Source organism: Kribbella qitaiheensis (assembly GCF_014217565.1).
Taxonomy (GTDB): Bacteria; Actinomycetota; Actinomycetes; order Propionibacteriales; family Kribbellaceae; genus Kribbella; species Kribbella qitaiheensis_A.
Genome location: NZ_CP043661.1, coordinates 2,592,803 through 2,616,479, shown reverse-complemented (window position 1 = coordinate 2,616,479; position 23,677 = coordinate 2,592,803). Strand labels below are relative to the sequence as shown.

Below are 23,677 nucleotides of genomic sequence, written 5' to 3'. Positions count from 1 at the left end.
CCGCACTACCTCGGCACACTCCTCCTCCGGCGCGTCCGGGCGCTCCGAGATACGCCGGAGCATCGCCACCGACTCCTCCAGAGGCGGCTCACCCAAGTGGAACCGGCGACCGCCGAGCCCGGCCAGGCTCCGCCGGCTGGTCACGATGACGGCACAGCCGCCCATGCCGGGCAGAAGGTGCCGGACCTGCTCCTGGTCGGAGGCGTTGTCGAGCAGAAGAACCAGCCGGCGCGAGGCGAGCGCAGTACGGAGTCTTCCCGCGGCAGTAGCCAGGTCTGCGCTAGGGGCCTCGCCCAGGTCCTCCAGCAAGTAGGTCAGGGCGTCCAGTGGATCCAGAGGCGGACCGATGCCGAAGCCGCGCAGATCTAGATAGAGCTGGCCGTCCTTGTAGTGATCGGCGAGTTTATGAGCCGTATGGATGGCTAGTGTGGTCTTGCCGATCCCGCCCATGCCGGTGATAGCGACCACATGAACGCCGCTGCCACTGGTCAGGTAGTCGGTGAGGTCGGCGAGCTCCCGGACCCGGCCGGTGAAGTCACCGCTCACGAACGGCAACTGCCGGGGTGAGGCGGTCTTGGCCGGTTGAGGCGGGCGCTGGCGGTCCGTGGATGCCTTGCCCCGACGGGAGGCGGCAGAGACCAGGGCAGCCCGCTGGTCGTCGTCCAGGTTCAGCGCGTCGGCGAGGGCGTCGACGGTGGCGAGCTGGGGATAGCGCCGCGTCCCGCGCTCGAGGGTGCTGATCGCCTGGACGCTCACCTTGGAGCCGGCGGCCAGCTCGTCCTGGGTGAATCCCGCCGCGGTCCGGTGGCGCCGGAGCAGTGCAGCGAACTGAGATTCCACCCACACACTCCCTCGTTCGACCGCATTTGTATGGGTCAACTGTATGGGTTGTACCTGGTGGACCGGTCTGGGCCAGTCGAGAATTGAGCCTGCTGGACAACTGGGGAGGAGATGTGGATGTCGGTTTACCAGGCTGTCCCTGCGGTGCGGATCGAGGATTTCGCGCCGGAGGTCGTCTGTGAGGTCTACGAACTGGGATCGCGCCGCCGGAGCGCGGCCGCCGCGAGCGAGCTGACCAACCGTCAGGTACTGGTCGGCAGGCTGATGGCGACCGGTGCCAAGGACGCCGCGATCGCGCGGCAGCTGGGCCTTTCACTACGGACCGTCCGGGCCGAGATCAGCTCGCTGATCGCCGGGCTCGGAGCTCGTTCGAGGTTCCAGGCAGGCTGCTTGCTGGTGCGCCGCTTCGGCTGAGATCCAGCAGCCGGCGGGCGCGCTACGGCCGCTGAGGACTGTCTGCGCCGCGACGTAGGCTGGCCGCATGAGCGAGCTTCCCGACCGCCGGCTGCTGCTGGTGCATGCCCATCCCGACGACGAGACGATCAACAACGGGGCCACGATGGCCCGCTATGTGGACGAAGGCGCCCACGTCACCCTGGTCACCTGCACCCTCGGCGAGGAAGGCGAGGTGCTGGTGCCGGAGCTGGCCGAGCTGGCCGCCGACCGGACCGACCAGCTCGGCAAACACCGCGTCGGCGAGCTGGCCGCCGCGATGGACGAGCTCGGTGTGACCGATTACCGGTTCCTCGGTGGCGAAGGCAAGTACCGCGACACCGGGATGATCTACAACGACCAGGGCAACGCGGCGGCCCCGCCGGAAACCCGGCCGGACAGCTTCTGGCGGGCCGACCTGGTCGCCGCGGCGAACGACCTGGTCCCGATCATCCGCGAGCTCCGTCCGCAGGTCCTGGTCACCTACGACGAGTACGGCAACTACGGGCACCCGGACCACGTCCAGGCGCACCGCGTCGCCACCTACGCGGCCGCTCTGGCCGCCGCCCCGTCGTACCGGCAGGATCTGGGCGAGGCGTGGGACATCGCGAAGATCTACTGGATGGCGATGTCGGAGGACAGCTTCCGGGACAGCCTGCGCAGGCTTCGCGAGGCCGGCGACACCACCACCTTCGAGGGGATGGACCCCGAAGGCGAGTATCCGATGATCACCCCTGACCGGTTGATCGACTGTGTGATCGACGGCGAGGCCTACGTCGACCGCAAGATGAACGCGATGAAGGCGCACGCCACCCAGATCACCGTCGACGGACCCTTCTTCGCGCTGTCCAACAACAACGGAAACCAGATCTGGGCCAGCGAGCACTACCGGCTGGTCAAGGGCACGGCCGCCCCGGGCCCGGACGGCAAGGAAAACGACCTGTTCGCCGGAATCTGACCGACGACGCGACCGCGACCATGTCGACCGTTGCCGAACTGATCCGGGAGTGGCGGGTAGAGGCCGGCCTGACCCAGGAAGCGCTGGCCGACCAGGCCGGCCTCAGCGTGGAGGGCATCCGTGCCCTCGAAGGCGGCCGACGGCTCCGGCCGCGCCCGGCCACGATCGAGCAGCTGTCGGCTGCGCTGAGCCTGGCCGACCAGGAGATGCAGCAGCTTCAGTTGCTGGCCCGTCCGTCGACGGTGTCGGTGGATCACCGTCCAGCTGCTCGCGGCCGTGGTCGGCGACGGCCGGATCGAGCGGGAGCTGGATGCCGCTCGTGCCGTCGCCGAGCTGTGTGGAGGGTTGCCGCTGGCAGTCCGGATCGCTGGAAGCTATCTGGCCGGACGTCCGGACGGGTCCGTCGAGGAGCTGGCGAAGGAGCCCGGCAGCGAAGGAGCCCGGTTGGCCGTCCTGTCGGCCGACGACAAGGGAGTCCGGGGCAGCATCAAGCTCTCGGTGGACGCACTGGCCGCGGATCCGCGGCAGCTGGCACAGACGGCAGCCCGGGCTTTCACGGTGATTTCCGTCCTGCCGGGCACCGAGTTCTCGCTGCGGATAGCGGCCGCGGCCCTCGGCATCGGGCTCCGCGAGGCCGAGGACGCGATCGAGCACCTGGTCGACGTCCACCTGCTGGAGACGCCCGCGCTGCACCGGTACCGGTTGCACGATCTGGTCCGGGCCGTCGGCAGGGAGACGGCCGGGACGGAGCTGGGGGAGTCTGGCGTACAGGCTGTTCGCGACCGGGTTCTCGGTGCGTATCTGGCCTTGCTCTGGCGGATCGACGAGTTGTCCGAGCCTGGTGAGCTGACCCAGAACTGGCGTGAACCGGAGTGGTCGGAGCCGGCCAAGGACCTCGCCGAGGCAGACCAGGCGATCGAGTTGCTCGATGCCGACCGGGCGAACCTGGTGACCGCGGTGCGGATGGCCGAAACCGGCTCCGCCGCGGAGCGGCTGACGGTAGTCCGGATCGCGGCCGGGATGAACGCGTTCGGGCTTTCGCGGCGGCGCTGGGTCGAGTGGCGGGAGATCGGCGAAGCGGCGATCCGGGTGCTCACCGACGGGGACGACCACGTGGCCGCCGCGATGATCCACTACGACCTCGGCCTCGTCTACGGCGAGTTGGAGGAGTCCGCCGCGGCCGCGGCGCATCTCGGCCGGGCGGTCCCGATGGCCGCTGCGATCGGGGACCTCGACTTCGAGCGGGCCTGCCTGCTGAACCTGGCGCACGCGCTCGAACGGTCGAACCAGTTCGCGGCGGCCAAGGCGATCACCGAGCGGCTGATCGGCACCGAGCCCGGCGCCCGGCTCGAGTCGTGGGCGTCGCTGGTGCTCGGAATGGTCGCGGGCAAGGAGGGCGACCACGCGGCTCAGACGATCGCCTTCGACCGGTCGATCTCCTCGCTCAGGGAAAGCGATCCGCCGCGTCGCGAGCTGGGGATGCGGTACCGGGTGGTCGGCGAGTCGCTCGAAGAGTCCGGCCGGTTCGCGGCGGCGGAGCCGTACTACCGGGATTCGCTGGCCATCTACCGCGAAGAGAACAAGGAGATGATGATCGCGGAGATCCTCGGCCTGCTCGGACGGCTGATGGTGACCTTCGAGCGGTTCGACGAGGCGGCCGAGGCCTACGAGGAATCGCTCAGGCTGGCGATCGACCGCGAACTGTGGGACTCGGAGGCCGCCGCCAGGGTCGGCCTGGGCCGTCTGCACGAAGCCGCCGGCCGCCCCGGCCAGGCCCGGATCGAGTGGCAGCAGGCGCTGGCGATCTACCGGCGCTACCGGTCGGCCCGGGCGGACGAAGTACAGGCATTGCTGGACGACAGTGACAGGTCACACACGCCGAGTTGAGCCATCAACCTTTTCCGGGTCTTAGGCTGCTGTGGTGACCTCGGATCCCAGCGGCAGCATCGCGTCCGGGGACTTCCGTACGGCGCTGGGCCGGTTCGCCTCGGGGATCACGATCATGAGCACCCTGCAGGACGGGGTCGCGCACGCGATGACGGCGAACGCGTTCACCTCGGTTTCGCTCGATCCGCCACTGGTGATGGTCTGCGTCGACAAGGGCGTCCGGATGCACGACGCCGTCCTCGACTGCGGCTTCTGGGCCATCTCGGTGCTCGCTGACAGTCACCAGGCGATCGCGCAGCGGTTCGCCAAATCAGGCCGGGAACTGCACAGCCAGTTCGACGGGGTCGGCACCGCGCCGGGTCCCAAGACCGGGTGTCTGCTGATCGAGGGAGCGCTCTCCTGGCTCGAATGCCGGACCTGGGCGATCTACGACGGCGGTGATCACACGATCGTGGTCGGCGAGGTGCTCAGCCTGGGCGCCGACGATATTGCTGACCCTGCGGCACTGATCTACTACGCGGGGCAATACCGGGAACTCCGGGGCAAGTAAGGCTGCCCTCGTCCCGTAGGATACGGGTTCTGTCATTTGGCTGTTCGAGCAGGAGGACTCTGTCCGGTGGGGAGAAAACAGCTCGCGGGGATCATCGCCGCGGCCGGATTCGGTGTGCTCGTGGTCGCCTACGGCGCCGCCTTCGCATTCACCGGCGACAAGACTCCAGGGGATACGACCGTGCTCGGCATCCCGCTCGGCGGCCTGTCCGAGACCGACGCCAAGGCGAAGCTGCAGGCCGGGATCAAGGACCGGCTGAACCTGCCGATCAAGGTCAAGGCCGGCGACTCGACGTACCAGCTGAAGCCGGCCGACGCCGGGCTCAGTCTCGATGTGGACGCGACCATCGAGGCGGCCGGTGCCGGCCGCAGTCTCAACCCGGCCCGGATGTGGCAGGTGATGACTGGCGGTGACGAGGTCGCGCCGGTGATCAAGAAGGACGAGGGCAAGCTGAAGGCGGCCGTCGACCAGCTGGCCGAGCAGGTGAACCGGCCCGCGACCGAAGGCACCATCACCTTCGTGGACGCGAAGGCGGTGCAGCACGAGTCCGCCGACGGCCTGCTGCTGAACAACGACAAGGCGACCGACACCGTGGTGTCGGGCTACCCGTCGGACGGCAACCCGCGTGATCTGCCGGTCGAGGTCAGCAAGCCCAAGGCCGGCACGGACGCGATCGACAAGGCGATGAAGGAGTACGCCGAGCCGGCGATGTCCGGACCGATCCGGCTCACCGTCGGGGACAAGGGCGTCGACCTCAAGCCGACCGAGTTCGCTCCCGCGCTGAAGCTGGTCGCCAAGGACGGCGACTTCACCCCGAGCCTGGACGCGGCCAAGCTGGAGCCGCTGTTCAAGGAGCGGTTCAAGCAGCTCGAGTCGCTGCCGAAGGACGCCCGGGTCGAGATCGTGGCCGGCAGGCCGCAGGTGATCCCGGCGGTCGACGGCATGGTCGTGGCCCGCGACAAGGTGGTCCCGGCGATCCTGTCGATCCTGCCGAAGACCGGCGACGGGCGGAAGGCATCGGTCGGGCTGGCCAAGTCCAAGGCCAAGATCACCACCGAGGCCGCCCAGGCGCTCGGGGTCAAGGAAGTGATGGGTCAGTTCACCACCCACTTCCCGCACGCCACCTACCGGAACGTGAACATCGGTACGGCGGCCCACCGGATCAACGGCACGCTGCTGAAGCCGGACGAGACGTTCAGCCTGAACAAGATCGTCGGCGAGCGGACCCGGGAGAACGGGTTCACCGACGGCAACATCATCAGTGGCGGCAAGTTCGTCCTCGACCTCGGCGGCGGCGTCTCGCAGTCGGCCACCACCACCTTCAACGCGGCCTTCTTCGCCGGCCTGAAGGACGTCGAGCACAAGGCGCACAGCGTCTACATCAGCCGCTACCCGGTCGGCCGCGAGGCCACCGTCGCCTGGGGCTCGGTCGACCTGAAGTTCCTGAACGACTCCGGCCACGGGATCCTGGTGCAGACCATCTTCACCCCGTCCACGCCGGGCAGTCAGGGCACGCTGACGGTGAAGATCTGGGGCACCAAGGTCTGGGACATCACCGCCGGCGCTTCGGCGAAGTCGAACTTCCGCTCGCCCTCGGTGGTCTACAACACCGAGCCGGGCTGCCGCGCGCAGGCGCCGACCGGTGGTTTCGACATCACCATCCACCGGTTCTTCGCGAAGAACGGTCAGCGGGTCAAGACGGAGTCCTTCACCACGAAGTACAACGCGGCCGACGACATCCACTGCGGCCCGAAGCCGGGCACCCCGCCGGCGACCCCGGACGGTCCCGGCAAGCCTGGGACCCCGCGGCCGCCGAGCTGAGCTGCTTGCGTCCGAAGCACCGAGGGTCCTGCCCCTCGGTGCTTCGGACGCAACGCCTCGCTCGGAGGCTCAGGCTCGGTGGATTTCGTGCAGGTGTGCGGCGACGTCGTTGAAGAGGTCCTCGCCGATCACCGCACCCTCCCGGCGTACCTGGGCCGGGTCGACCCGTAGGACGCGATCGAGCCGTACTTCGGAGCGCCGGCAATCCTTGTCCCACGAGCCGCTGCCGATGTCGAGCCAGACGCGGCCCCAGCGAGCCTCGTCGGCGGCATCGCGGTCGTGGTCCTTGCTGGTCAGGATCAGCGCGAGCAGCAAGGGCCCGTCCGATCCGACCACCAGCACCGGCCGGTCCTTGCCCCGGTGGTGGTCCTCCTCGAACGGCACCCAGGTCCAGACGATCTCGCCCGGATCGGCGACGCCGTCGTCTGGATGCGGGGTGTACTCGACCCGCACGGTGCCTTCGTAGTCGCCCGCGTACTCCGGCTGCTCCGCCACGTCGTCTGCCATGGCCCGACACTACTGCGCCTGGTCACCCGCGCCCTCACATCTTCGGAGTGCGTGCCGTTCCATCTGTATGCAGGTACTCACGCAATCCAGCACCCGGCGGTCGGCGTTGCTGGCCGTGCTCCTCACCGGCCAGTTCATGGCGAACGTGGACACCGCCGTCGCCAACATCGCGGCACCGTCGATCGGTCTCGACCTGGGCGCGTCGGAGGGCCAGGTCGCGCTGGTGGTCTCCGGGTATGTGGTCGCGTTCGCGGTACTGCTCATCACCGGTGCGCGGTTGGGGTCGTCGCTCGGCTACCGGCGCGTTTTCCTGCTCGGGCTGTCCGTGTTCACCGCGGCTTCGCTGGTGTGCGGGGTGGCGCCGGAGATCTACTCGCTGACGGTGGCGCGGTTCGTCCAGGGTGTGGGTGCCGCGCTGATGGTTCCGCAGGTGCTGAGTGGGATCCAGTTGCATTTCGCGGGCCGCGATCGGCTGCGAGCGCTCGGGTACTTCTCGATCGCGCTGTCCGGTGGGGCTGTCGCCGGCCAGATCCTGGGCGGTCTGCTGATCGCCGCGGATCTCTTTGGGACCAGTTGGCGGCCGATCTTCCTGATCAACGTGCCGATCGGCGTCGTCCTCCTGCTGGTGGCTCGCCGCGAACTTCCGGCCGATGAGGTCCATGGCGAGCGGCAGCCGCTGGACCTGCGCGGCGTGCTCGCCCTGTCCGCCGCCGTGCTGCTGGTGATTGTGCCGCTGCTGCTCGGGTCGGAACGCGGCTGGCCTGCGTGGTCTTGGATCTGCCTGGCCCTGAGCGTGCCGATGATCATGTTCTTCGAGTACGGCGAACGCCGGGCCGTTGCTCGCGGTGGCCGGCCCCTGATCGCCCGTCCCGTACTGCGCAATGCGTCCGTCCGCGCCGGCCTACTGGCTCACGCTCTGACCACCGGCACGTACTTCGCGCTGCTGTTCGTCCTTGCTCTGTACCTGCAGCAGGGACTCGGCAAGAGCCCGGCGTACGCGGGGTTCGCGATGGTGGCCTGGGTGGCGGCTTTCGGGGTGGCTGGGCCGGTGCTGCCGCGGTTGCGACGCAGTTACAAGGGGATGCCTGTCGTCGGCTGCTTGCTGCTGGCAACGGGCTACCTGGCCGTACTGGCCTATCTGTTGCTCGGTGGGCTCTCTGGGGCCGCTGCTGTTCGGTCTGCTCGCTATCGGCGGGCTGGGGTTGGGGATCAGCGCCAATACGCTGATCGGTGCGGTCACGTCGAGCATGCCGACCCAGTACGCGTCGGACCTGTCCGGTGTCGTCGCCACGAACGCACAGCTCTCGGGAGCGCTAGGCGTCGCGATGTCCGGCTCTGCCTATGCGTGGCTCGTCTCGGGCACTACCTCGCCGCAGGACGCGCTGAGCGTAGTACTGGGTGCGTTTGCTGTGCTCGCGGTACTCGGTGCGGCTTCTGCTCAGCGGCTGGTCAGATAGCGGTAGCGATACGCCTCTGCGTAGCCCAGGCTCAGGTAGGTGCTGACAGCGGCCGCGTTGCTCTCCAGGACTTCCAGGTAGGTGCGGCGACCGCCCTGGGCTCCGGACCAGCGAGCTAGGCCCTGCAACACCGCAGTGGCGAGGCCTCTACGCCTGTACGCCGGGTCGACGCGTACTCCGTCGATGCCGAGCCAGTGACCGGTCATCGAGCCACGGCCGACGGCTACGACCTTCCCGCCCTCGCGGATCGAGGCGAAGACGGCCTTGGGAGCGCCCTCCATGACTGCGGGCGCTGGAGCCGGTACTTCGCCCTCAAAGGCGGTCCCGTACCAGTCGGCGTCGGGGTGGTCGTTGACCTCCACCTCGTACGCCGGTACGCCGTTCACCAGGTCGAGGGACGTAAGCAGGACTAGGGCGTCCGACTCACCTGGCCTTGACTCAACCCAGCCTTGCTGCCGGAACTCGGCATCGAGGGTTGTGCCTACGCGCACCAGGGCGAGTGGAGGCAGGCCGCGCTCGTCGTAGAAGGCCTCTGTGTGCTTCAGCGCCTCAGCTAGAGGCATTCCGGGGTCTCCGGCGGGCAGAAGCGAGTTGGCCCGGCCGGTCCAGCCCTCGGACGCCCGGAGCAGCCACTGCCCGACGTACGAGGTCTCCACGGCGGGCCGGCCGAGCGCTGTGGTGAGGAACAGCTGCTCTACATCCACCGGGCGCAGGGGGAGCGGTGGGATCGGTTTTGCAGCGCTGATATCGGCCAGCCGTACGGCGTACGGTGTGCTGTCGGCGTGGCGCACCACTAGGGATTCGGCGTCCAGCGACTGGAGAACTCCGAGCACATCTGTCAGCTGACCGCCCGGTAACCGGTGGCGGACCACGACACGGTGGCCGATATCACGGGCGCTGAGGCCTGACACGATGCGGACTCCTGGCAGAGTGGGAGTAGTACTAGCCTGATACTAGAGACTGCATCGAGCACCACCGCACCGCAGCACCCGACCCGCTGCGCTTGCTGGCTATAGGAGGAGTACCAGTGACCTACGTCATCGCGCAGCCGTGTGTTGACCTCAAGGACCTCGCTTGTGTCGAGGAGTGCCCCGTCGACTGCATCTACGAGGGCAACCGGATGCTTTACATCCACCCCGACGAGTGCGTCGACTGCGGAGCGTGTGAGCCGGTCTGTCCGGTCGAGGCCATCTACTACGAAGACGACACCCCGGAGCAGTGGAAGGACTACTACACCGCGAACGTCGACTTCTTCAACGACCTCGGTTCCCCCGGGGGCGCGTCCAAGCTCGGCAAGATCGACAAGGACCACGCCTTCATCGCGGCCCTGCCCCCGCAGGAACACGACGAGTAACCAGTCCAGCACGTCCACACGGCTCCTCCAGCACCAACTGGGGGAGCCGCGTGTGGTTTCTGCCCCAGGGGAGTCAGCTCTCGATGACGTCTACGTGGACGTGGTCGAGGTGGCGGAGGGTGTCTTTGTTGCCGGGGCGGTCCGGTGCCGTGTAGGTGCGCCAGCCGTTGTCGGACTTGGAGCCTGCTGTCCAGATGCGGTCGGAGAAGATGACCGTGCGGATCTTCAGGTGATCGGCGCGGGCGACCAGGTACTGCGCGAGCGCCCAGCCTTTGAGGGTGTTGGCTGTGGAGATCGGCTTGACGAAGATGTCGACCGCGCGGCCGTCGTAGTGCGCCGAACCCTCCATGTGGCCGGATTTGGTGCCACCCGGCTCGTAGCCGCCCGTGGAAAGTGTCCCGAAGGTTTTGGCCAGGTCCTGGCGGACCGCCTCGGCGCGGGGTGTCAGGCCGTTGGTGCCCATCGCCTCTGGTTGCAGTGACGACGTGTTGATCGTGCAGCTGAGAGCCGCCTTGCTGTTACCCGTCAGAGCGGATGCCAGCACCCGTGCGTCCGCCTCGTGGTCGGCATAGGCATTGGGGAAGGCGCTGCGCTGCACCTTGTCGGCCGCTACCGTCACTGCGAGTTGCTGGTAGTTCCGGACCTTCACCAGCGCGTCGTAGAACCTCCAGGCTGCGTAGTGAGGGTCACGCACCTGCGCGGCCGTTCCCCAGCCCTGCGACGGCCGTTGCTGGAAGAGCCCGAGTGAGTCGCGGTCACCATGGTTGAGGTTGCGCAGGTTGGATTCCTGGTACGCCGTCGCCAGCGCGATCGTCGCGGCCTTGGCCGGCAACCCACGCCGTACGGCGATTCCAGCGATGATCGCTGCCGACTCCGCCTGCTCCAGGTCGAGCACGACCGAATTGCCGCCGGCCGTGGCCTCACACTGCTCCCGGGGAGGCAGCAGTGGACCCACGCCCCTGCCGTTGATCGCCGAGATAGCCGCGACGATAGCGAGGGCGAGCACCCCCAGTGCTGCTACCGCGACGATTGGCCCGCGCTTCATCGGCATATGGGTTCCAACGTACGGCGGTGGGGTCGTCGTTCCGTTGGGTCAGTCACAGTCAGTACGACGTACTGCGACGGCTGTTGGTTGGCGTGGGTGTTGTCGGTCACGCGTTGGCGTGCAGCGCTTCGTTGAGGGTGATGCCCTGGCCCTGCCGGGCGCGCGCCTCGACAGCGCCGGTGACGGAGTTGCGTAGGTACAGCAGGCCCGGCTGACCGGACAGCTCGCGCGCCTTCACCACGGTGCCGTCCGGCAGGGTGACCTTCGTACCGGCGGTCACGTAGAGCCCGGCCTCGACTACGCAGTCGTCGCCGAGGGAGATGCCGATACCGCCGTTCGCGCCGAGCAGGCAGCGCTTGCCGATCGAGATGACCTGCTTGCCGCCGCCGGAAAGGGTGCCCATGATCGACGAGCCCGCGCCGATGTCACTGCCGTCGTCGACCACCACACCGGCGACGATGCGGCCCTCGACCATCGACGTACCGAGCGTGCCGGCGTTGAAGTTCACGAAGCCCTCGTGCATGACAGTGGTGCCTTCGGCCAGGTGCGCGCCCAGCCGGACCCGGTCCGCGTCGGCGATCCGGACCCCACTCGGTACGACGTAGTCCGTCATCCGCGGGAATTTGTCGACGCTCGTGACAGCGAGGTGCAGCCCGGCGGCGCGAGCCCGGAGCCGGACCTGCTCGATCTGCTCGACCGGGACCGGTCCGTGCGAGGTCCACGCGTTGTTCGGCAGGGCGGCGAAAATCCCGTCCAGGTTGAGGCCGTGCGGGCGGACCAGCCGGTGCGACAGCAGGTGCAGCCGCAGATACGCGTCGGCGGCGTCGGCCGGCGCCTGGCCGAGGACGATCTCGGTCTTGACCACGACCCGGCGGACCTGGCGCAGGTCGTCGTTGCCCTCGGCAGCGATCAGCTCGGCCGGTGCCTTCACGTCCTCCGGGGCGGCGCCCAGTTCGGGGGCGGGATACCAGACGTCCAGGGTGGTCCCCTGCTCGGTGACGGTGGCAAGGCCGTAGCCCCAGGCGTGAGTGGCGTTGTCGGTCATACCCAAAGCCTGCCAGATGGCTGGTCGGCCGCCGGATCCGGTCTTGATTCAAGGGCAGCTGGTCAGCCGCCCGTGGTCTACTGGGCAGCTGCCCCCGACGGGAAGGATCTGAGCATGTTGCCCGGCTGGATCGACGAAGTGGGTGAGCCGGTACTCGCGGCCACCCAGGCGTCCACCCTCCGCGAAGTGAAGGGCGATCTGCTGCGCGAGTGGGGTTCGTCGGAGGTCTGGCGGCTGTCCTACGGGCTCCGCAGCGTGATCGTGAAGCGAGGCAGCGATGCGCAGACCGGCGAGGCCGCGGCGTACGAGCGCTTCGTCGTACCGCTGGGACTGCCCGCGCCCAAGTTGATCCATCACGCGGCAGCGGACAACGCAGTACTGCTTGTACTGGCTGATGTCGGCCGGGCCAATCTCGAGCAGGAGCCGTTGGCCGAAGGGTTCCTGGCGTCGGCCGGCATACTCGCGTCGATCCGCTCGCAGCCGGTGCAGGGTGAGAGCGAGTTCACCGGCGAGGATCTGGCCGAGCTGGTAAGCCGGGTCGACGCGATCGGTCCCGACCTCGCTGCCAAGGTGATCGCGACGGTGGTTCCGGCGCTGGATCGGCTGCACCACGAAACGCCGGCGGCCGTAGTACACGGGGATTTCGTGCCGAAGAACCTGGTCACGGACGGGCACCGGTGGACCGCGGTCGACTGGCCGTTGGCGTACCTGGCGCCGCATCTCAGCGATCTCTACACCCTCGTCCGCGATGCCGTTGCCGTCGGCCACGAAGCTGGACCGATCGTTGCCTACTACATCGAATTGTCCGGGGCCGATGAAGACCTCGTACGCCGGCAGGTGGCCGTCGGCGGGATCTGCTTCATCGTGCGCGCGTTGGCCTGGATCGTGACGGAGGGCCAACGTGTCGTGCCGTCCTCGAAGGACTGGATCGGCTCGCTGGTCGCCGAGCTCGACGAACAGGTGGGGGAGTGGCGTTGAGGCTGCTGGTGCTCGGCGGCACGAAGAACCTCGGTCGGCAGGTGGTCGAAACGGCGTTGCGCGACGGGCACGAGGTGACTGTGTTCAACCGCGGGCTGACTGGTCCCGAGCTGTTCCCCGAGGTGGCGCGGCTGGTGGGGGATCGGTCGGCGCCTGAGGTGCTGGGCGGCGGTGAGTGGGATGGCGTGGTGGATATGTCCGGGTTCCTGCTGCGCGACGTACGCCGGAGCGCCGCCGTACTGCGGGATCGCGTCGGTCACTACACCTTCATGTCCTCGATCGCCGTCTACGCGAGTAAGATGACGCCGGGGATGACCGAGTCGGCACCTTTGCTGGCTTGGCCTTCCGGTGCGAGCGAGGACGAGTTCACCATGGACCTGTACGGCCCGCAGAAAGTCCGCTGCGAAGCCGAGCTGGCGTCGGTCTTCGGCCCGCGTACGGCGGCGGTGCGATCCGGCTTCGTCGTCGGCCCCTACAACCCGGACTTCGGCAACTGGGGTGCAGCAATCGCGACTGGCAAACCGATGGAATGCGCGGCGCGCCCTGATCAACCGATCCAGTACGTCGACGCGCGCGACCTGGCCGCCTTCCTACTCCGCCTCACGGTCGACCGCATCGCGGGCCGTTCAACGCGGTCGGCCCAACGCGCACGATGGCCGAGTTGGCGGACGCCTGGCGATCCGCCGTACCGACTGCCGCGCCGGTCGACTGGGCCCCCTCGATGGACCGTTTCCACCTACCCCACGACGGCACCAACGACGGCACCTTCCAACTCGACAACACCCGAGCCCTCGCGGCCGGCCTCCACCTCCGGCCACCCGAAACATCCGCCACCGACTACGTCAACTGGATCAAGGCCGGCAACACCCCACCTCCACCTCCCCACTGACGCCGCCCGTCCGCACTTCAGCGCCGCCGCCACCCCACCTTCCGCAGCGCGGGGTATCTTCACGTCATGCATCTTGATGTCGAGATAAAGCGGGGAGGGGCGCTGATGGAACGCTCCTCCGAAAGTCCGCGGTTCAGAACACGTCTCGATGGCATCGGCTCACGCCAGGAGCGGCGGACCGGGGCGGGGGAGCTGTGACGTAGGAGACGCGTGGGTGTACTTCCGTAGTACGAGCGGGTCAGCGGGTGCGGGGGGCTGAGGTGGCTCGGACGTGGAGTTCGGTGCGGAGGGTCACCGTGGAGGGCGGGCGGCCGGGGGCGGCTATGCGGTCTTTGAGAAGGAGGCCGGCGGTGCGGCCCAGCTCGTACGTCGGTTGGGCGACCGTGGTGAGGGAGGGGACGACCAGGTCGGCCCAGGGGATGTCGTCGAAGCCGACTATGGCGATGTCGTCGGGGGCGCGGAGGCCTCGTTTTGCCAGGCATTCCAGCGCGCCGACTGTCATCAGGTTGTTGGTGACGAACAGCGCCTCGGGCGGTTGGGGCAGGTCGAGCAGGCTCTCCATCGCCGCGAACCCGCCGGCCTCGCGGAAGTCGGCGTGCCGGACCAGGTCCTTGTCGTAGCTGATCCCGCCCGCGCGCAAGGCCGAGCGATAACCAGCGAGCCGGTCCATCGCAGTACTGACTCGGCGTGGCCCGGTGATGCAGGCGATTCGCTGATAACCGCCGTCGATCAGGTGCTTGACACCTTCGAAAGCGCCGTGTTCGTTGTCGACCAGGACGGTGTCGGCCTCGACGCCTTCGACCCGGCGGTCGATCAGCACCAGCGGGGTCTTCGCGTCGGCGAGCTGCCGGACGCCCTCGGCGGTCGACGTCGGGGAGATGACCACACCGGCCATCTGCTCGGTCAGCACCGCGGACGCGTACGCCGCTTCCTTGGCCGGGTCTTCGTCGGAGTTGCACAGAACGACGTGGTAACCCTCGGTCTGCGCGACGTCCTCGAGCCCGCGCACCAGCGACGTGAAGAACGGGTTCTCGATGTCGGAGATGACCACGGCCCACAGGTTCGTACTCGCCTTGCGCAGGTTTCGCGCGACCCCGTTGGGCCGGTAGCCGAGCTCGGCGACGGCGGCGCGGACCTTCTCGGACAGCTCCGGATCCACGTTGCGCCGACCGCTCAGGACCCGGGAAACGGTCGCCGGCGACACGCCGGATCTACGCGCGACGTCGTAGATCGTCGTCATGCTCGCTCCCCGCTTGAGGCTCAGCTGCCGTCTGGACGGCACTAGGGTCTCACGAGGAATGCCGTCCAACAGGGAAAGGTGACTCTTCAACCTGTTGCGCGTCGAGAAGCGCCTCGGCAGCGGAACGGCCAGGCGCGGAGACGGCGGCACCGTTGACGGTGGTCGAAAGTGCGCCTGCGGCATTGGCAAGCCGTACTGCGTCCGCAAGGCCGGCGCCGGCTGCCAGCGAAGCCGCGAGCGATCCGCAGAAGGCATCGCCCGCGCCGACCGTATCGACAGTCGCGACCCGGTGCGCCGGGACCCGGATCTCCTCACCGGCGACCCGGTCGAGAACGAAGGCGCCACGCGAGCCGAGAGTGACCACGCAGCCGCGGAGATCCCAGTCCGCAGCCAACTGCCGGGCAATCGCCCGGACATGGGATTCGTCGTCGCAGTCGAGCCCGGTCAAGGCGGCCGCCTCCACCTCGTTCGGCACCAGGATGTCGACGAACTCGCCCAGCGAAGGATCGACCGTCCCCACCGGTGCCGGGGTCAGGATCGTCGTGACGCCCGCGGTCGAGGCGAGCTGCAGGGCAGCACGGCTCGCCTCGACCGGGAGTTCCAGCTGGACACTCAGTACGCCGCTCGCCGTCAGCACCTCGCCGGCCGCCTCGATGTCGGCCGGCGTGATCGCCGCGTTCGCGCGGGACACGATGATGATCGAATTGCCGCCGTCGGGCAGGACGAGCGGCAGCCCGACCCCGGTGCCGAGCTCCGGATGCCGCATCACCCACTCGGTGTCGACCCCGTCCGTCTTGAGCAGCTCGAGGAACTCCTCGCCGTACCGGTCGTCGCCGATGGTCCCCACGATCGCCGTCCGGGCGCCCATCCGGGCCGCCGCGATCGCCTGGTTCACGCCTTTGCCGCCGAGGAACTCCGCGAAACCGGTGCCGTGCAAGGTCTCCCCGGGCAACGGGCGCCGCTCCGCACTGGCGACCAGGTCCTTCATGAACGAGCCGAGCACGCACACGTCGTACCGCCGACTCACGCGTCGTCCCCAAGACCGAGACCGGGACCGAGGTCGAGATCGAGGCCGAGCAGCTTGCGGCCCAGTGCCCCCGACGGATGGAACTGGGCGAAGTCCTGGTGAGTGAAGTCCCGCAGTACTACGAGGGCGCAGGCGAGCGCGTCGCCCATCACCAGCGCGGCGGTTGTCGATGCGGTCGGAGCCAGGTTCAGCGGATCGGCCTCGCGCAGGACCATCGTGTCGAGCGTGTAGGTGGCCAGCTTCGCCAGCGTGGACTCCTCGGCGCCGGTCATCGCGATCACCGGGATGTCCCGCTCGGTGAGCATCCGGGCGAACGCGCAGACCTCGGCGGTCTCGCCTGACGCGGACAGGGCGAGAACGAGATCGCGAGAGGTGACCGCGCCGGAGTCGCCGTGCAGGGCGTCGCCGGCGTGGATGAAGGTGGCCGGGGTGCCTGTACTGGCGAGGGTGGCGGCGATCTTGCGCCCGACCAGGCCGGACTTGCCGAGCCCGGTGACGACCAGATGTCCTTCGCAGCCGGCGACCGCGGTCAGTACGTCGAGGAACACCCCGTCGAGCCGGTCAGCCAGGGCCGCGACCGCGGCCGCCTCGGTCTCGATCGCGCTCCGGGCGGCATCCAGCCCACGCGTCACCAGATCCCGGGGCAGCTCGCTGGCCGTGCGGTGGGCGCCCGCACGGTTCGGCACAACTGGCATTCTCGCCTCACTCTCCCGACAAACGCCAGAAATCGATTTCCGAAGAGTAGGCAACCTGGCGGCACAGTGTCAACGGCTGCATCCTGCTCGAACTGTTCAAAACAAGGACACAGGGGGATCTGATCAAACTGAGCCGGCCGAAACCCTTGACCCTCCCCGGCGATGCTCGTAATTTGTGAGAAATCGATTGCCCGCCCGGACGGTCGAAAACCCCTGGAGTCCCTGATGTCCGCAACGCCCCTCTCTGCAAGGCCGCACAGTCCTGCAAGGCCGCTCAGCCGGCGAAGTGTCCTGCGCGGCGGTCTCGGCGCGCTCGCTGCCTCGGCGGTCGGGGGTCCGCTGCTGACCGCGTGCGGTGGTGACGACTCCGGTGGCGGCAGCGGCAAGGAGCTGTCGTTCTGGAACTTCTACGGTCCGGCCGACGACGCGAACCCGCAGAGCAAGTGGTTCGTCGACGTCGCTGAGAAGTGGAACGCCAACAACGACGTCAAGGTCAAGCTGCGCTACATCCCGAGCAAGGACTACCTGAACGGCTCGACCCTGCAGACGGCCTTCCAGTCCGGCAAGGGCCCGGACATCTTCCTGATCAGCCCCGGCGACTTCCTCCGCTATTACAACGGCGGCGTACTGCAGGACCTGTCCTCGGCGCTCCCGGCGGAGTCGAAGAGCGACTACCTGCCCGGTCTGCTGGAAGCCAGGTCGGTCGAGGGCAAGGTCTACGGCCTGCCGATGGAGATCGAGCCGCTGGCGATGTACTACAGCGAGAGCGCCTTCGAGAAGGCCGGCCTGTCCGAGGCGGATCTGCCGAAGACCTGGGACCAGACGCTCGCCGTCGCGCAGAAGCTGACCGGCGACAAGCGCAACGGCGTGATGTTCGAGACGCTGCCCGGCTACTACCAGAACTTCACCTGGTACCCGTTCCTCTGGCAGGGCGGCGGCACTCCGATCAAGGACGGCAAGGTCGCCTTCGACTCGCCGGCCGCGGTCCAGGCGCTGAAGTTCTGGCAGGACACGATCAAGAACAAGGTCGCCCCGCGCAAGGCGCTCGGCGATGGCGGCGGTGACGTCTTGTCCAACCTCGGCTCGGGCGCCGTCGCGATGCAGCAGAGCGGCATCTGGGCCGTCTCGGACATGCGCACGAAGGCCAAGAACTTCAAGTACGGAATCATCCCGCTGCCGACTCCCGACGGCGGCAAGGCGGCCACCGACCTGGGCGGCTGGGCGTTCGTGGCGAACGCGAAGGGAGCCAACCCCGAGGCGGCCGCGAAGTTCATCACCTGGGCGCTCGGCTCGACCGACGCCGAAGGTGTGGAGCGGCAGCGGCAGTGGAACACCGTGGTGAAGACCAACGTGCCGCCGCGCAAGTCGGTCCAGACCGCCGCGGACGCGAAGGGGGCTTTCGGCGAGGGCGTGCTGAAGAAGTTCGTCAGCGAGATCGCGCCGAGCGGTCAGCCGGAGCCGCGGTTCCCACCGGAGGTGTACCAGCCGATCGCCGACGCGATCCAGGCCTGCCAGCTGAACGGCACCGATCCCGGCAAGGCGGCCGCTGATGCCGCGGCCCGGATCGACACCTTCCTGAAGACCTACCAGGGCGCGCCCATCAGCTGATGGTGACCACGACAGCACCCCCGAGTCAGCCCGCCGCGGTCACGAGGCCGCGGCGGGCCAAAGCCCCGGCGTCGAAGAAGCGGCGCGAGGCGCTGGCGGCGTACGCGTTCCTGGCGCCGGACGTGATCGGCTTGATCGTCTTCGTCGCGTTGCCGATGGTGCTCGCCTTCGGCGTCGCGTTCTTCAAGGTCGACGGCTTCGGCAACTACAAGTACGTCGGGCTGGCCAACTACCAGCTGATGGGATCCGACGACCAGCTCTGGGCCGCGCTCAAGGTGACCGGGACCTACGTGATCACCTTCGTGCCGATCGCCTTCGTGGTGAGCTTCGCGCTGGCCATGCTGGTCCGGAACCACTTCAAGGGGATCGGCTGGGTCCGGTCGGCGTTCTTCCTGCCGAACGTCGTCAGCCTGGTCGTGGTCGGTCTGATCTGGCAGTTCCTGCTGGTCGACAAGCGGGGCGCGATCTCGAACCTGCTGGCACCGCTCGGCCTGGGTGACGTGTCGTTCCTCGGTACGCCGTCCCTTGCCCTGGGCACCTATGTCTTGATCAGCGTGTGGTTCCTGATGGGCTACCAGATGCTGGTCTTCCTGGCCGGCCTGAAGGACGTGCCGAAGGAGCTCGAGGACGCGGCCGAGATCGACGGCGCCAATGCGTGGCAGCGGTTCCGCTTCGTGATCTGGCCGCTGCTCCGGCCGACCAGCTTCTTCGTGGTGGTGAACTCGACCATCGGCGCGGTCACCGGCCTGCAGGCCTTCGACCTGGTCTACGTGCTCACCAAGGGCGGTCCGGCCCGGGCGACCAGCACGGTCGTGCTCTACATCTACGAGCAGGCGTTCACCTTCAACAACATGGGGTACGCCGCCGCGCTGACCACGGTGGTGGTGGCGATGCTGGTGCTCTGTACCGGCCTCATGTTCGCCTTCACCCGAGGAGGTCGCTTCGATGAGGACTAAATTCTTCCCCATCCTCGCGCACGTCCTGGCGATCATTGCCGTGGCGCCGCTGCTGTGGATCCTGATCAGCGCGCTGAAGCCGGCCGAAGACGTGTTCTCCTTCGGGTGGCCGTCGAGTTGGACGCTGGACAACCTGCAGTACGTCCTGCTGAAGGTCCCGTTGCCGCGGTTCCTGCTGAACAGCGCGATCGTGTCGGTGATCGTCACCGTGGTGGCGTTGTTCTTCCACTCGATGGCGGCCTACGCGCTCGCCCGGCTGCGCTTCCCAGGACGCGGGATCATCTTCTCCGGCATCATGTCGACGCTGCTCGTGTCGCTGCCGGTGATCCTGGTGCCGCTGTTCCTGGTGGCCAAGCAGCTCGGCCTGCTTGACAGCTATGCGGGCCTGATCGTGCCGAGCATCTTCCATGCCTTCGGCATCTTCCTGCTCCGGCAGTACTACCTGAACATCCCGCGCGAGCTGGAGGAGGCGGCCGACCTGGACGGCTGCGGCTACTGGCGCCGGTACTGGAGTGTCATCCTGCCGCTCAGCCGACCGGTGCTCGCCTCGCTGTCGGTGCTGTTCTTCCTGGCGAACTGGAACGCGTTCCTCTGGCCGCTCACCATCACTCGGAATCCGGATCTGCGCGTGATCCAGCTCGGCATCTCCGGCATGCAGGGGCAGTACGCCTCGGCCTGGAACCTCATCCTCGCCGCCGCGGTGATCGCCGCGATCCCCACCGTCGTCGTCTTCGTCGCCGGCCAGAAGCGCCTGGTCGACGCGATGAAGACCACCGGCCTGAAGTGAAAGGCACCTCATGAAGCGTGGGGCTCTCGTCGCAGCGCTGCCGTTGATCTTCGGCTCCGCCGTCCTGCTCACCCAGTCCTCGGGGCCGGTCTCGTCGTCTTCGTCGTCGGGCGCGAGCACCTTCGTCGGGACGACGACCGTCGAGACGAAGGCCCTGCCCAGCCGGAGCGACGGCGATCTTTGGCCGTCCTGCTGGGCCGGCAACGGCAACCTGTACTCCGCGAACGGCGACGGGAAGGGGTTCAGCCTGGACGGCGACTTCGCGGACGTCGCCGTCAGCGAGATCAAGGGCGACGTCGGCGACCTCTCCGGTACGACGGTCGCGCGCGGCGACGAGGTCGGCTCGGTCTGGAGCGGTGCGGGGTACAACCGTAAGCCGACCGGGATGGTGTGTGTCGGCGACACGATGTACGTCGCGGTGCAGGACCTCGCGCTCGACTTCAACGACGTCCCGGCCGCGACGATCGCGAAGTCGACCGACCACGGCCGGACCTGGACGTGGGACAAGCACAAGCCGATGTTCTCCGACCACGTGTTCACCACGATCTGGTTCGCCGACTTCGGCAAGGGTGGTGCTGCCGCGCCGGACGGCTACGTCTATGCGTACGGGCTGGACGGCAACTGGCGCGACTCCTTCGACGACACGGTCGTGGACCCGCAGAGCGTGTTCATGGCCCGGGTCGCGAAGTCCAGGGTGCAGGACCGGCGCGCCTGGGAGTTCTTTGCTGGAAGCAACGATCGCGGCAAGCCGTCATGGTCGCGGCAGGTGAAGGACCGCATGCCCGTCCTCACCGATCAGCGACGGCTCTACGCGCAGACGTACGGGACCAACGGGAGCAACCTGAGTGTGATCAGCCAGGGCGGAGTCACCTATCTCCCGCAGCAGAAGCGGTACGTCTACACCTCGTGGACCGAGTACACCTTCGAGTTCTACGAGTCGCCGACTCCCTGGGGTCCGTGGAAGCACTTCCTGAGCAAGGACTTCAGCGGATACCCGTGGTCGACCTCGAAGTACGGCGGGTACGGCGTGACCATCCCGTCCAAGTTCGTTCAGCCGGACGGTAGAACGATGTATCTGCAGGCGAACGTCTGTCCCTGCGGCGGTGGGGGGATCGGGACCTCGGTCTACAACTTCAACCTCCGCAAGGTGGTGCTCACGCCCTCCTCGACGGCGCCGGTCACCGATCTGCCCGGGGATGCGAATCTTGCCGCGCCCTCGACCGGGGCGGTAGCGATCTCGAAGTCTTCGCAGAGCGGCAGTCTGGCGTTGCTGAACGACGGCGCGACCACCGGCAGCGAGAACGACTTCGACGACGAAGTGAAGGGCGCCTCGTGGTGGGGCTACACCTGGCCGGCGAAGCACAAGGTGAACCGGGTCGACTTCACCCCCGGTGCGGTCTCGGCGCAGGGCGGCTACTTCACCGGACGGCCGCGGGTGCAGGTGAAGCAGAACGGTTCCTGGGTCGAGGTCGGGTCCCAGTCGGTGGCGCCCGCGTATCCAGGGGATGCGTCGGCAGGTGCCAACACGACCTACACACTGACCTTCCCCGCGGTGGAGACCGATGGCGTCCGGGTGATCGGGCTGCCGGGTGGCACCCGAAGCTTCACCTCGGTCTCCGAGGTTGCCGTCCGGTACGCCGTCGAGCTGGCTGACGGTGGGTTCGAGGCGACCGGTAGCGGCAAGCCGGCCTGGCTTTTCGAGGGCACAGCTGCCAACGGGGTCGACCGTGGACTCGGGTTCGCCCACTCGGGTGCGAACAACGGCTGGATCCGTACGTCGGGGACCGGGTGGAGCGCGCTCACCCAGGTGATCCCGGTGAAACCCGGTACGACGTACACGTTCGGCTCCTGGATCAACGCGTCGGCGGCGCTTCCCGCAGGCGGCGGTCGCTTCGGAGTACGGGTTGGTGCCGATGGCAGCGAGGTTCTGGGTGAGCAGACCTTCGGCGCATCGACCGGCTACGTCCACCACGAGGTGACGGTCACCGTGCCGCCCGGCGTACAGGCGATCACCCTGTACGCCGGGTTCACGGCTCCGGGTACCGACACCTTCATCCAGGTCGACGACTTCACCGTCTCCTAGGCTTGGTTGACCAGCTCGGCGAACATGCCGGGCTGGTAGGAGCCGCCCTTGTTCCGGACGATCACGCCGATCCGGTTGGCCGCGTTGACCATGGCGACCAGGTAGACCAGGGCGCCGGTCTGGTCCTCGTCGTAGTGCTTGCGTACGTCGGCCCAGGTCTCGTCGGACACGCCGTGATTGGCGTCGGCGAGCCGGGTGCCCTCCTCGGCGAGTGCAAGCGCGGCCCGCTCCGCCTCGGTGAACACGGTCGTCTCGCGCCAGGCGGCGACCAGGTGGAGCCGGAGCGTCGTCTCCCCGGCGGCCCCGGCCTCCTTGGTGTGGAAGTCGACGCAGAAGCCGCAACCGTTGATCTGGCTGGCGCGCAGCATCACCAGTTCCTGGGTGGTTCGGGGGAGCGGCGACTGCTGGAGCGCCAGGCCGACGCCGGCGAACCGCTTGCCGATCTTGGCGGCGAACTCGTTGGTCTGCAGGTTCAAACGGGGTTCCATCACATCGTCCTCGGTCGTTGGGTTCTTGGTGACCATGAGAGGCCGATGAGCCGATGCGTGTGACAGCGTGGACCGTGTGACGCGTGCCACCGATCGTCGGTGTCACAAAGCGCCGCGGGCCGGTGTCTTGTGGATCGACCCGAGAATAGACAGGAGTTCACGTTGTCCGCGACCGAGGCGTTCGTTGCCCACCGCAACCTGCTGTTCACCGTCGCCTACGAGATGCTGGGCTCGGCCGCGGATGCCGAGGACGTTCTCCAGGAGACCTGGCTGCGCTGGTCAGGTGTCGACCTCGACGAAGTGCGGGATCAGCGTGCCTACCTGGTCCGGATCACCACCCGCCAGGCGCTGACCAGGCTACGCACGCTCCGGCGCCGCAAGGAGTCCTATGTCGGTCCCTGGCTGCCCGAGCCGCTGCTGACAACGCCCGACGTGGCCGAGAACGTCGAGCTGGCCGACAGCGTCTCGATGGCGATGCTGCTGGTGCTGGAGACCCTCGCGCCGACCGAGCGGGCGGTCTTCGTACTGCGGGACGTGTTCGGACTCGAGTACGACGAGATCGCGGCGGCCGTCGACAAGAAGCAGGCCGCGGTCCGCCAGATCGCGCATCGGGCGCGTGCCCACGTCGCCGCCCGACGGCCACGCCAGGTGGTTTCACCTGCCGAGAGCCGCGATGTCCTCGGGGCGTTCCAGCGGGCAGTCGAAACGGGTGACCTGCAACGCCTGCTCGACGTGCTCGCACCCGACGTCGTCCTGCTGACGGACGGCGGCGGCGTCGTACAGGCCGCGCTTGACCCGATCGTGGGCGCGGATCAGGTGGCCGGTGTGCTGAGCCGGATCTCTGCCGGCGTCTCGCTGCAGCCGGTCGAGGTCAACGGCTACCCGGCACTGTTCGTCCGGCTCAACGGCGAGGTCGACGCCGTGCTGGCCGCTCGCATCGATGGCGGCCTCATCACCGGCCTGTACGCCGTACGCAACCCCGAGAAGCTGTCCCGGATCGCGCAGGCGACCGCTGTCAGCCGTTGATCCA

General features: G+C 68.0%; 21 protein-coding genes and 3 pseudogenes. 15 read left to right on the top strand and 9 right to left on the bottom strand.

What is annotated here, in order from left to right; genetic code table 11:
• Positions 1–3: 3 nt before the first annotated feature.
• A pseudogene (locus F1D05_RS40075) lies at positions 4–840 on the bottom strand (helix-turn-helix domain-containing protein); the annotation flags it as partial.
• Between the two features lie 117 nt (positions 841–957).
• Between F1D05_RS40075 and F1D05_RS11975 the strand changes: the two are divergent.
• From F1D05_RS11975 to F1D05_RS11955, 6 genes and pseudogenes are all read left to right on the top strand, one after another.
• Entirely contained in the window at positions 958–1,254 is a 297-nt protein-coding gene (locus tag F1D05_RS11975) for a response regulator transcription factor (protein WP_246486619.1), read from the top strand.
• A gap of 67 nt (positions 1,255–1,321) precedes the next feature.
• Complete coding sequence (gene mshB / locus F1D05_RS11970) at positions 1,322–2,230, top strand: N-acetyl-1-D-myo-inositol-2-amino-2-deoxy-alpha-D-glucopyranoside deacetylase (RefSeq protein WP_185447631.1); 909 nt, start codon at positions 1,322–1,324, stop codon at positions 2,228–2,230.
• A 20-nt stretch (positions 2,231–2,250) separates the two neighbouring features.
• Positions 2,251–2,433, top strand: a pseudogene (locus F1D05_RS42930) (helix-turn-helix domain-containing protein); the annotation flags it as partial.
• 73 nt (positions 2,434–2,506) lie between these two features.
• Entirely contained in the window at positions 2,507–4,117 is a 1,611-nt protein-coding gene (locus F1D05_RS11965; protein ID WP_246486618.1) for a tetratricopeptide repeat protein, read from the top strand.
• A 34-nt stretch (positions 4,118–4,151) separates the two neighbouring features.
• Positions 4,152–4,667, top strand: a complete 516-nt coding sequence (locus F1D05_RS11960; RefSeq protein ID WP_185447627.1) for a flavin reductase family protein — start codon at positions 4,152–4,154, stop codon at positions 4,665–4,667.
• Between the two features lie 66 nt (positions 4,668–4,733).
• The gene (locus tag F1D05_RS11955) at positions 4,734–6,488 is read left to right on the top strand and encodes a VanW family protein (RefSeq protein WP_185447626.1); all 1,755 of its coding nucleotides are present in this window, start codon (positions 4,734–4,736) and stop codon (positions 6,486–6,488) included.
• Between the two features lie 69 nt (positions 6,489–6,557).
• On the opposite strand, the gene F1D05_RS11950 is transcribed toward F1D05_RS11955, so the two are convergent.
• Positions 6,558–6,995, bottom strand: a complete 438-nt coding sequence (locus F1D05_RS11950; RefSeq protein ID WP_185447624.1) for a type II toxin-antitoxin system PemK/MazF family toxin — start codon at positions 6,993–6,995, stop codon at positions 6,558–6,560.
• On the opposite strand from F1D05_RS11950, the pseudogene F1D05_RS40070 reads away from it, so the two are divergent.
• A pseudogene (locus F1D05_RS40070) lies at positions 6,994–8,082 on the top strand (MFS transporter); the annotation flags it as partial. The gene F1D05_RS11950 and the pseudogene F1D05_RS40070 overlap by 2 nt on opposite strands.
• Before the next feature lie 351 nt (positions 8,083–8,433).
• Here the strand turns inward: F1D05_RS40070 and F1D05_RS11940 are convergent.
• Positions 8,434–9,363 (bottom strand): GNAT family N-acetyltransferase, encoded by a 930-nt coding sequence (locus F1D05_RS11940; protein WP_185447622.1) that lies wholly within the window; start codon positions 9,361–9,363, stop codon positions 8,434–8,436.
• Positions 9,364–9,479: 116 nt separating this feature from the next.
• Here F1D05_RS11940 and fdxA point away from each other — a divergent pair, with 116 nt between their 5' ends.
• Positions 9,480–9,806: a ferredoxin gene (gene fdxA / locus F1D05_RS11935; protein WP_184797405.1), complete on the top strand. Its 327-nt coding sequence runs from the start codon at positions 9,480–9,482 to the stop codon at positions 9,804–9,806.
• Positions 9,807–9,879: 73 nt separating this feature from the next.
• Here the strand turns inward: fdxA and F1D05_RS11930 are convergent, their stop codons facing one another.
• On the bottom strand, positions 9,880–10,851 hold the full coding sequence (locus tag F1D05_RS11930) for a hypothetical protein (RefSeq protein ID WP_428995013.1): 972 nt from the start codon (positions 10,849–10,851) through the stop codon (positions 9,880–9,882).
• Between the two features lie 106 nt (positions 10,852–10,957).
• Positions 10,958–11,896 (bottom strand): 2,3,4,5-tetrahydropyridine-2,6-dicarboxylate N-succinyltransferase, encoded by a 939-nt coding sequence (gene dapD / locus F1D05_RS11925; protein ID WP_185447618.1) that lies wholly within the window; start codon positions 11,894–11,896, stop codon positions 10,958–10,960.
• A 114-nt stretch (positions 11,897–12,010) separates the two neighbouring features.
• On the opposite strand from dapD, the gene F1D05_RS11920 reads away from it, so the two are divergent.
• Positions 12,011–12,874, top strand: coding sequence for a phosphotransferase (locus F1D05_RS11920; protein ID WP_185447616.1), 864 nt, complete (start codon positions 12,011–12,013; stop codon positions 12,872–12,874).
• Positions 12,865–13,851 carry an NAD-dependent dehydratase gene (locus F1D05_RS11915; protein WP_246486617.1) on the top strand — a complete coding sequence of 329 codons (987 nt, stop codon included), beginning with the start codon at positions 12,865–12,867 and terminating at the stop codon, positions 13,849–13,851. Before F1D05_RS11920 ends, F1D05_RS11915 begins: the two co-directional genes overlap by 10 nt.
• Positions 13,852–14,001: 150 nt before the next feature.
• On the opposite strand, the gene F1D05_RS11910 is transcribed toward F1D05_RS11915, so the two are convergent.
• From F1D05_RS11910 to F1D05_RS11900, 3 genes are read right to left on the bottom strand one after another with little or no spacing between them, the layout of a single operon-like run.
• Positions 14,002–15,003 carry a LacI family DNA-binding transcriptional regulator gene (locus F1D05_RS11910; protein WP_185447614.1) on the bottom strand — a complete coding sequence of 334 codons (1,002 nt, stop codon included), beginning with the start codon at positions 15,001–15,003 and terminating at the stop codon, positions 14,002–14,004.
• 49 nt (positions 15,004–15,052) lie between these two features.
• Positions 15,053–16,030, bottom strand: a complete 978-nt coding sequence (locus F1D05_RS11905; protein WP_246486616.1) for a ribokinase — start codon at positions 16,028–16,030, stop codon at positions 15,053–15,055.
• Positions 16,027–16,716 (bottom strand): KpsF/GutQ family sugar-phosphate isomerase, encoded by a 690-nt coding sequence (locus F1D05_RS11900; RefSeq protein WP_185447612.1) that lies wholly within the window; start codon positions 16,714–16,716, stop codon positions 16,027–16,029. Before F1D05_RS11900 ends, F1D05_RS11905 begins: the two co-directional genes overlap by 4 nt.
• A gap of 234 nt (positions 16,717–16,950) precedes the next feature.
• On the opposite strand from F1D05_RS11900, the gene F1D05_RS11895 reads away from it, so the two are divergent.
• Genes F1D05_RS11895 through F1D05_RS11880 form a run of 4 tightly spaced genes read left to right on the top strand, consistent with a single transcriptional unit; the run spans position 16,951 to position 22,159 of the window.
• Complete coding sequence (locus tag F1D05_RS11895) at positions 16,951–18,333, top strand: ABC transporter substrate-binding protein (RefSeq protein ID WP_185447610.1); 1,383 nt, start codon at positions 16,951–16,953, stop codon at positions 18,331–18,333.
• Complete coding sequence (locus tag F1D05_RS11890; RefSeq protein ID WP_185447608.1) at positions 18,333–19,289, top strand: carbohydrate ABC transporter permease; 957 nt, start codon at positions 18,333–18,335, stop codon at positions 19,287–19,289. Before F1D05_RS11895 ends, F1D05_RS11890 begins: the two co-directional genes overlap by 1 nt.
• A complete protein-coding gene (locus F1D05_RS11885; protein WP_185447607.1) occupies positions 19,279–20,076 on the top strand; it encodes a carbohydrate ABC transporter permease in 798 nt (265 codons plus the stop codon). Before F1D05_RS11890 ends, F1D05_RS11885 begins: the two co-directional genes overlap by 11 nt.
• 10 nt (positions 20,077–20,086) lie before the next feature.
• Positions 20,087–22,159 carry a DUF4185 domain-containing protein gene (locus tag F1D05_RS11880; protein WP_185447606.1) on the top strand — a complete coding sequence of 691 codons (2,073 nt, stop codon included), beginning with the start codon at positions 20,087–20,089 and terminating at the stop codon, positions 22,157–22,159.
• Here F1D05_RS11880 and F1D05_RS11875 read toward each other — a convergent pair.
• Entirely contained in the window at positions 22,156–22,647 is a 492-nt protein-coding gene (locus tag F1D05_RS11875; protein ID WP_185447605.1) for a carboxymuconolactone decarboxylase family protein, read from the bottom strand. The two genes, F1D05_RS11880 and F1D05_RS11875, sit on opposite strands and share 4 nt — an antisense overlap.
• 162 nt (positions 22,648–22,809) lie before the next feature.
• On the opposite strand from F1D05_RS11875, the gene F1D05_RS11870 reads away from it, so the two are divergent.
• Positions 22,810–23,673 (top strand): RNA polymerase sigma-70 factor, encoded by an 864-nt coding sequence (locus tag F1D05_RS11870; protein WP_206686178.1) that lies wholly within the window; start codon positions 22,810–22,812, stop codon positions 23,671–23,673.
• Positions 23,674–23,677 lie beyond the last annotated feature (4 nt).

What these genes read in the sequence shown, in the direction of transcription:
- F1D05_RS11975 (WP_246486619.1), top strand. Translation starts at nt 958, where the DNA reads ATGTCGGTTTACCAGGCTGTCCCTGCGGTGCGGATCGAGGATTTCGCG.
- mshB (WP_185447631.1), top strand. Translation starts at nt 1,322, where the DNA reads ATGAGCGAGCTTCCCGACCGCCGGCTGCTGCTGGTGCATGCCCATCCC.
- F1D05_RS11950 (WP_185447624.1), bottom strand. Translation starts at nt 6,995, where the DNA reads ATGGCAGACGACGTGGCGGAGCAGCCGGAGTACGCGGGCGACTACGAA.
- F1D05_RS11930 (WP_428995013.1), bottom strand. Translation starts at nt 10,851, where the DNA reads ATGAAGCGCGGGCCAATCGTCGCGGTAGCAGCACTGGGGGTGCTCGCC.
- dapD (WP_185447618.1), bottom strand. Translation starts at nt 11,896, where the DNA reads ATGACCGACAACGCCACTCACGCCTGGGGCTACGGCCTTGCCACCGTC.
- F1D05_RS11920 (WP_185447616.1), top strand. Translation starts at nt 12,011, where the DNA reads ATGTTGCCCGGCTGGATCGACGAAGTGGGTGAGCCGGTACTCGCGGCC.
- F1D05_RS11910 (WP_185447614.1), bottom strand. Translation starts at nt 15,003, where the DNA reads ATGACGACGATCTACGACGTCGCGCGTAGATCCGGCGTGTCGCCGGCG.
- F1D05_RS11895 (WP_185447610.1), top strand. Translation starts at nt 16,951, where the DNA reads ATGTCCGCAACGCCCCTCTCTGCAAGGCCGCACAGTCCTGCAAGGCCG.
- F1D05_RS11890 (WP_185447608.1), top strand. Translation starts at nt 18,333, where the DNA reads ATGGTGACCACGACAGCACCCCCGAGTCAGCCCGCCGCGGTCACGAGG.
- F1D05_RS11885 (WP_185447607.1), top strand. Translation starts at nt 19,279, where the DNA reads ATGAGGACTAAATTCTTCCCCATCCTCGCGCACGTCCTGGCGATCATT.
- F1D05_RS11880 (WP_185447606.1), top strand. Translation starts at nt 20,087, where the DNA reads ATGAAGCGTGGGGCTCTCGTCGCAGCGCTGCCGTTGATCTTCGGCTCC.
- F1D05_RS11875 (WP_185447605.1), bottom strand. Translation starts at nt 22,647, where the DNA reads ATGGAACCCCGTTTGAACCTGCAGACCAACGAGTTCGCCGCCAAGATC.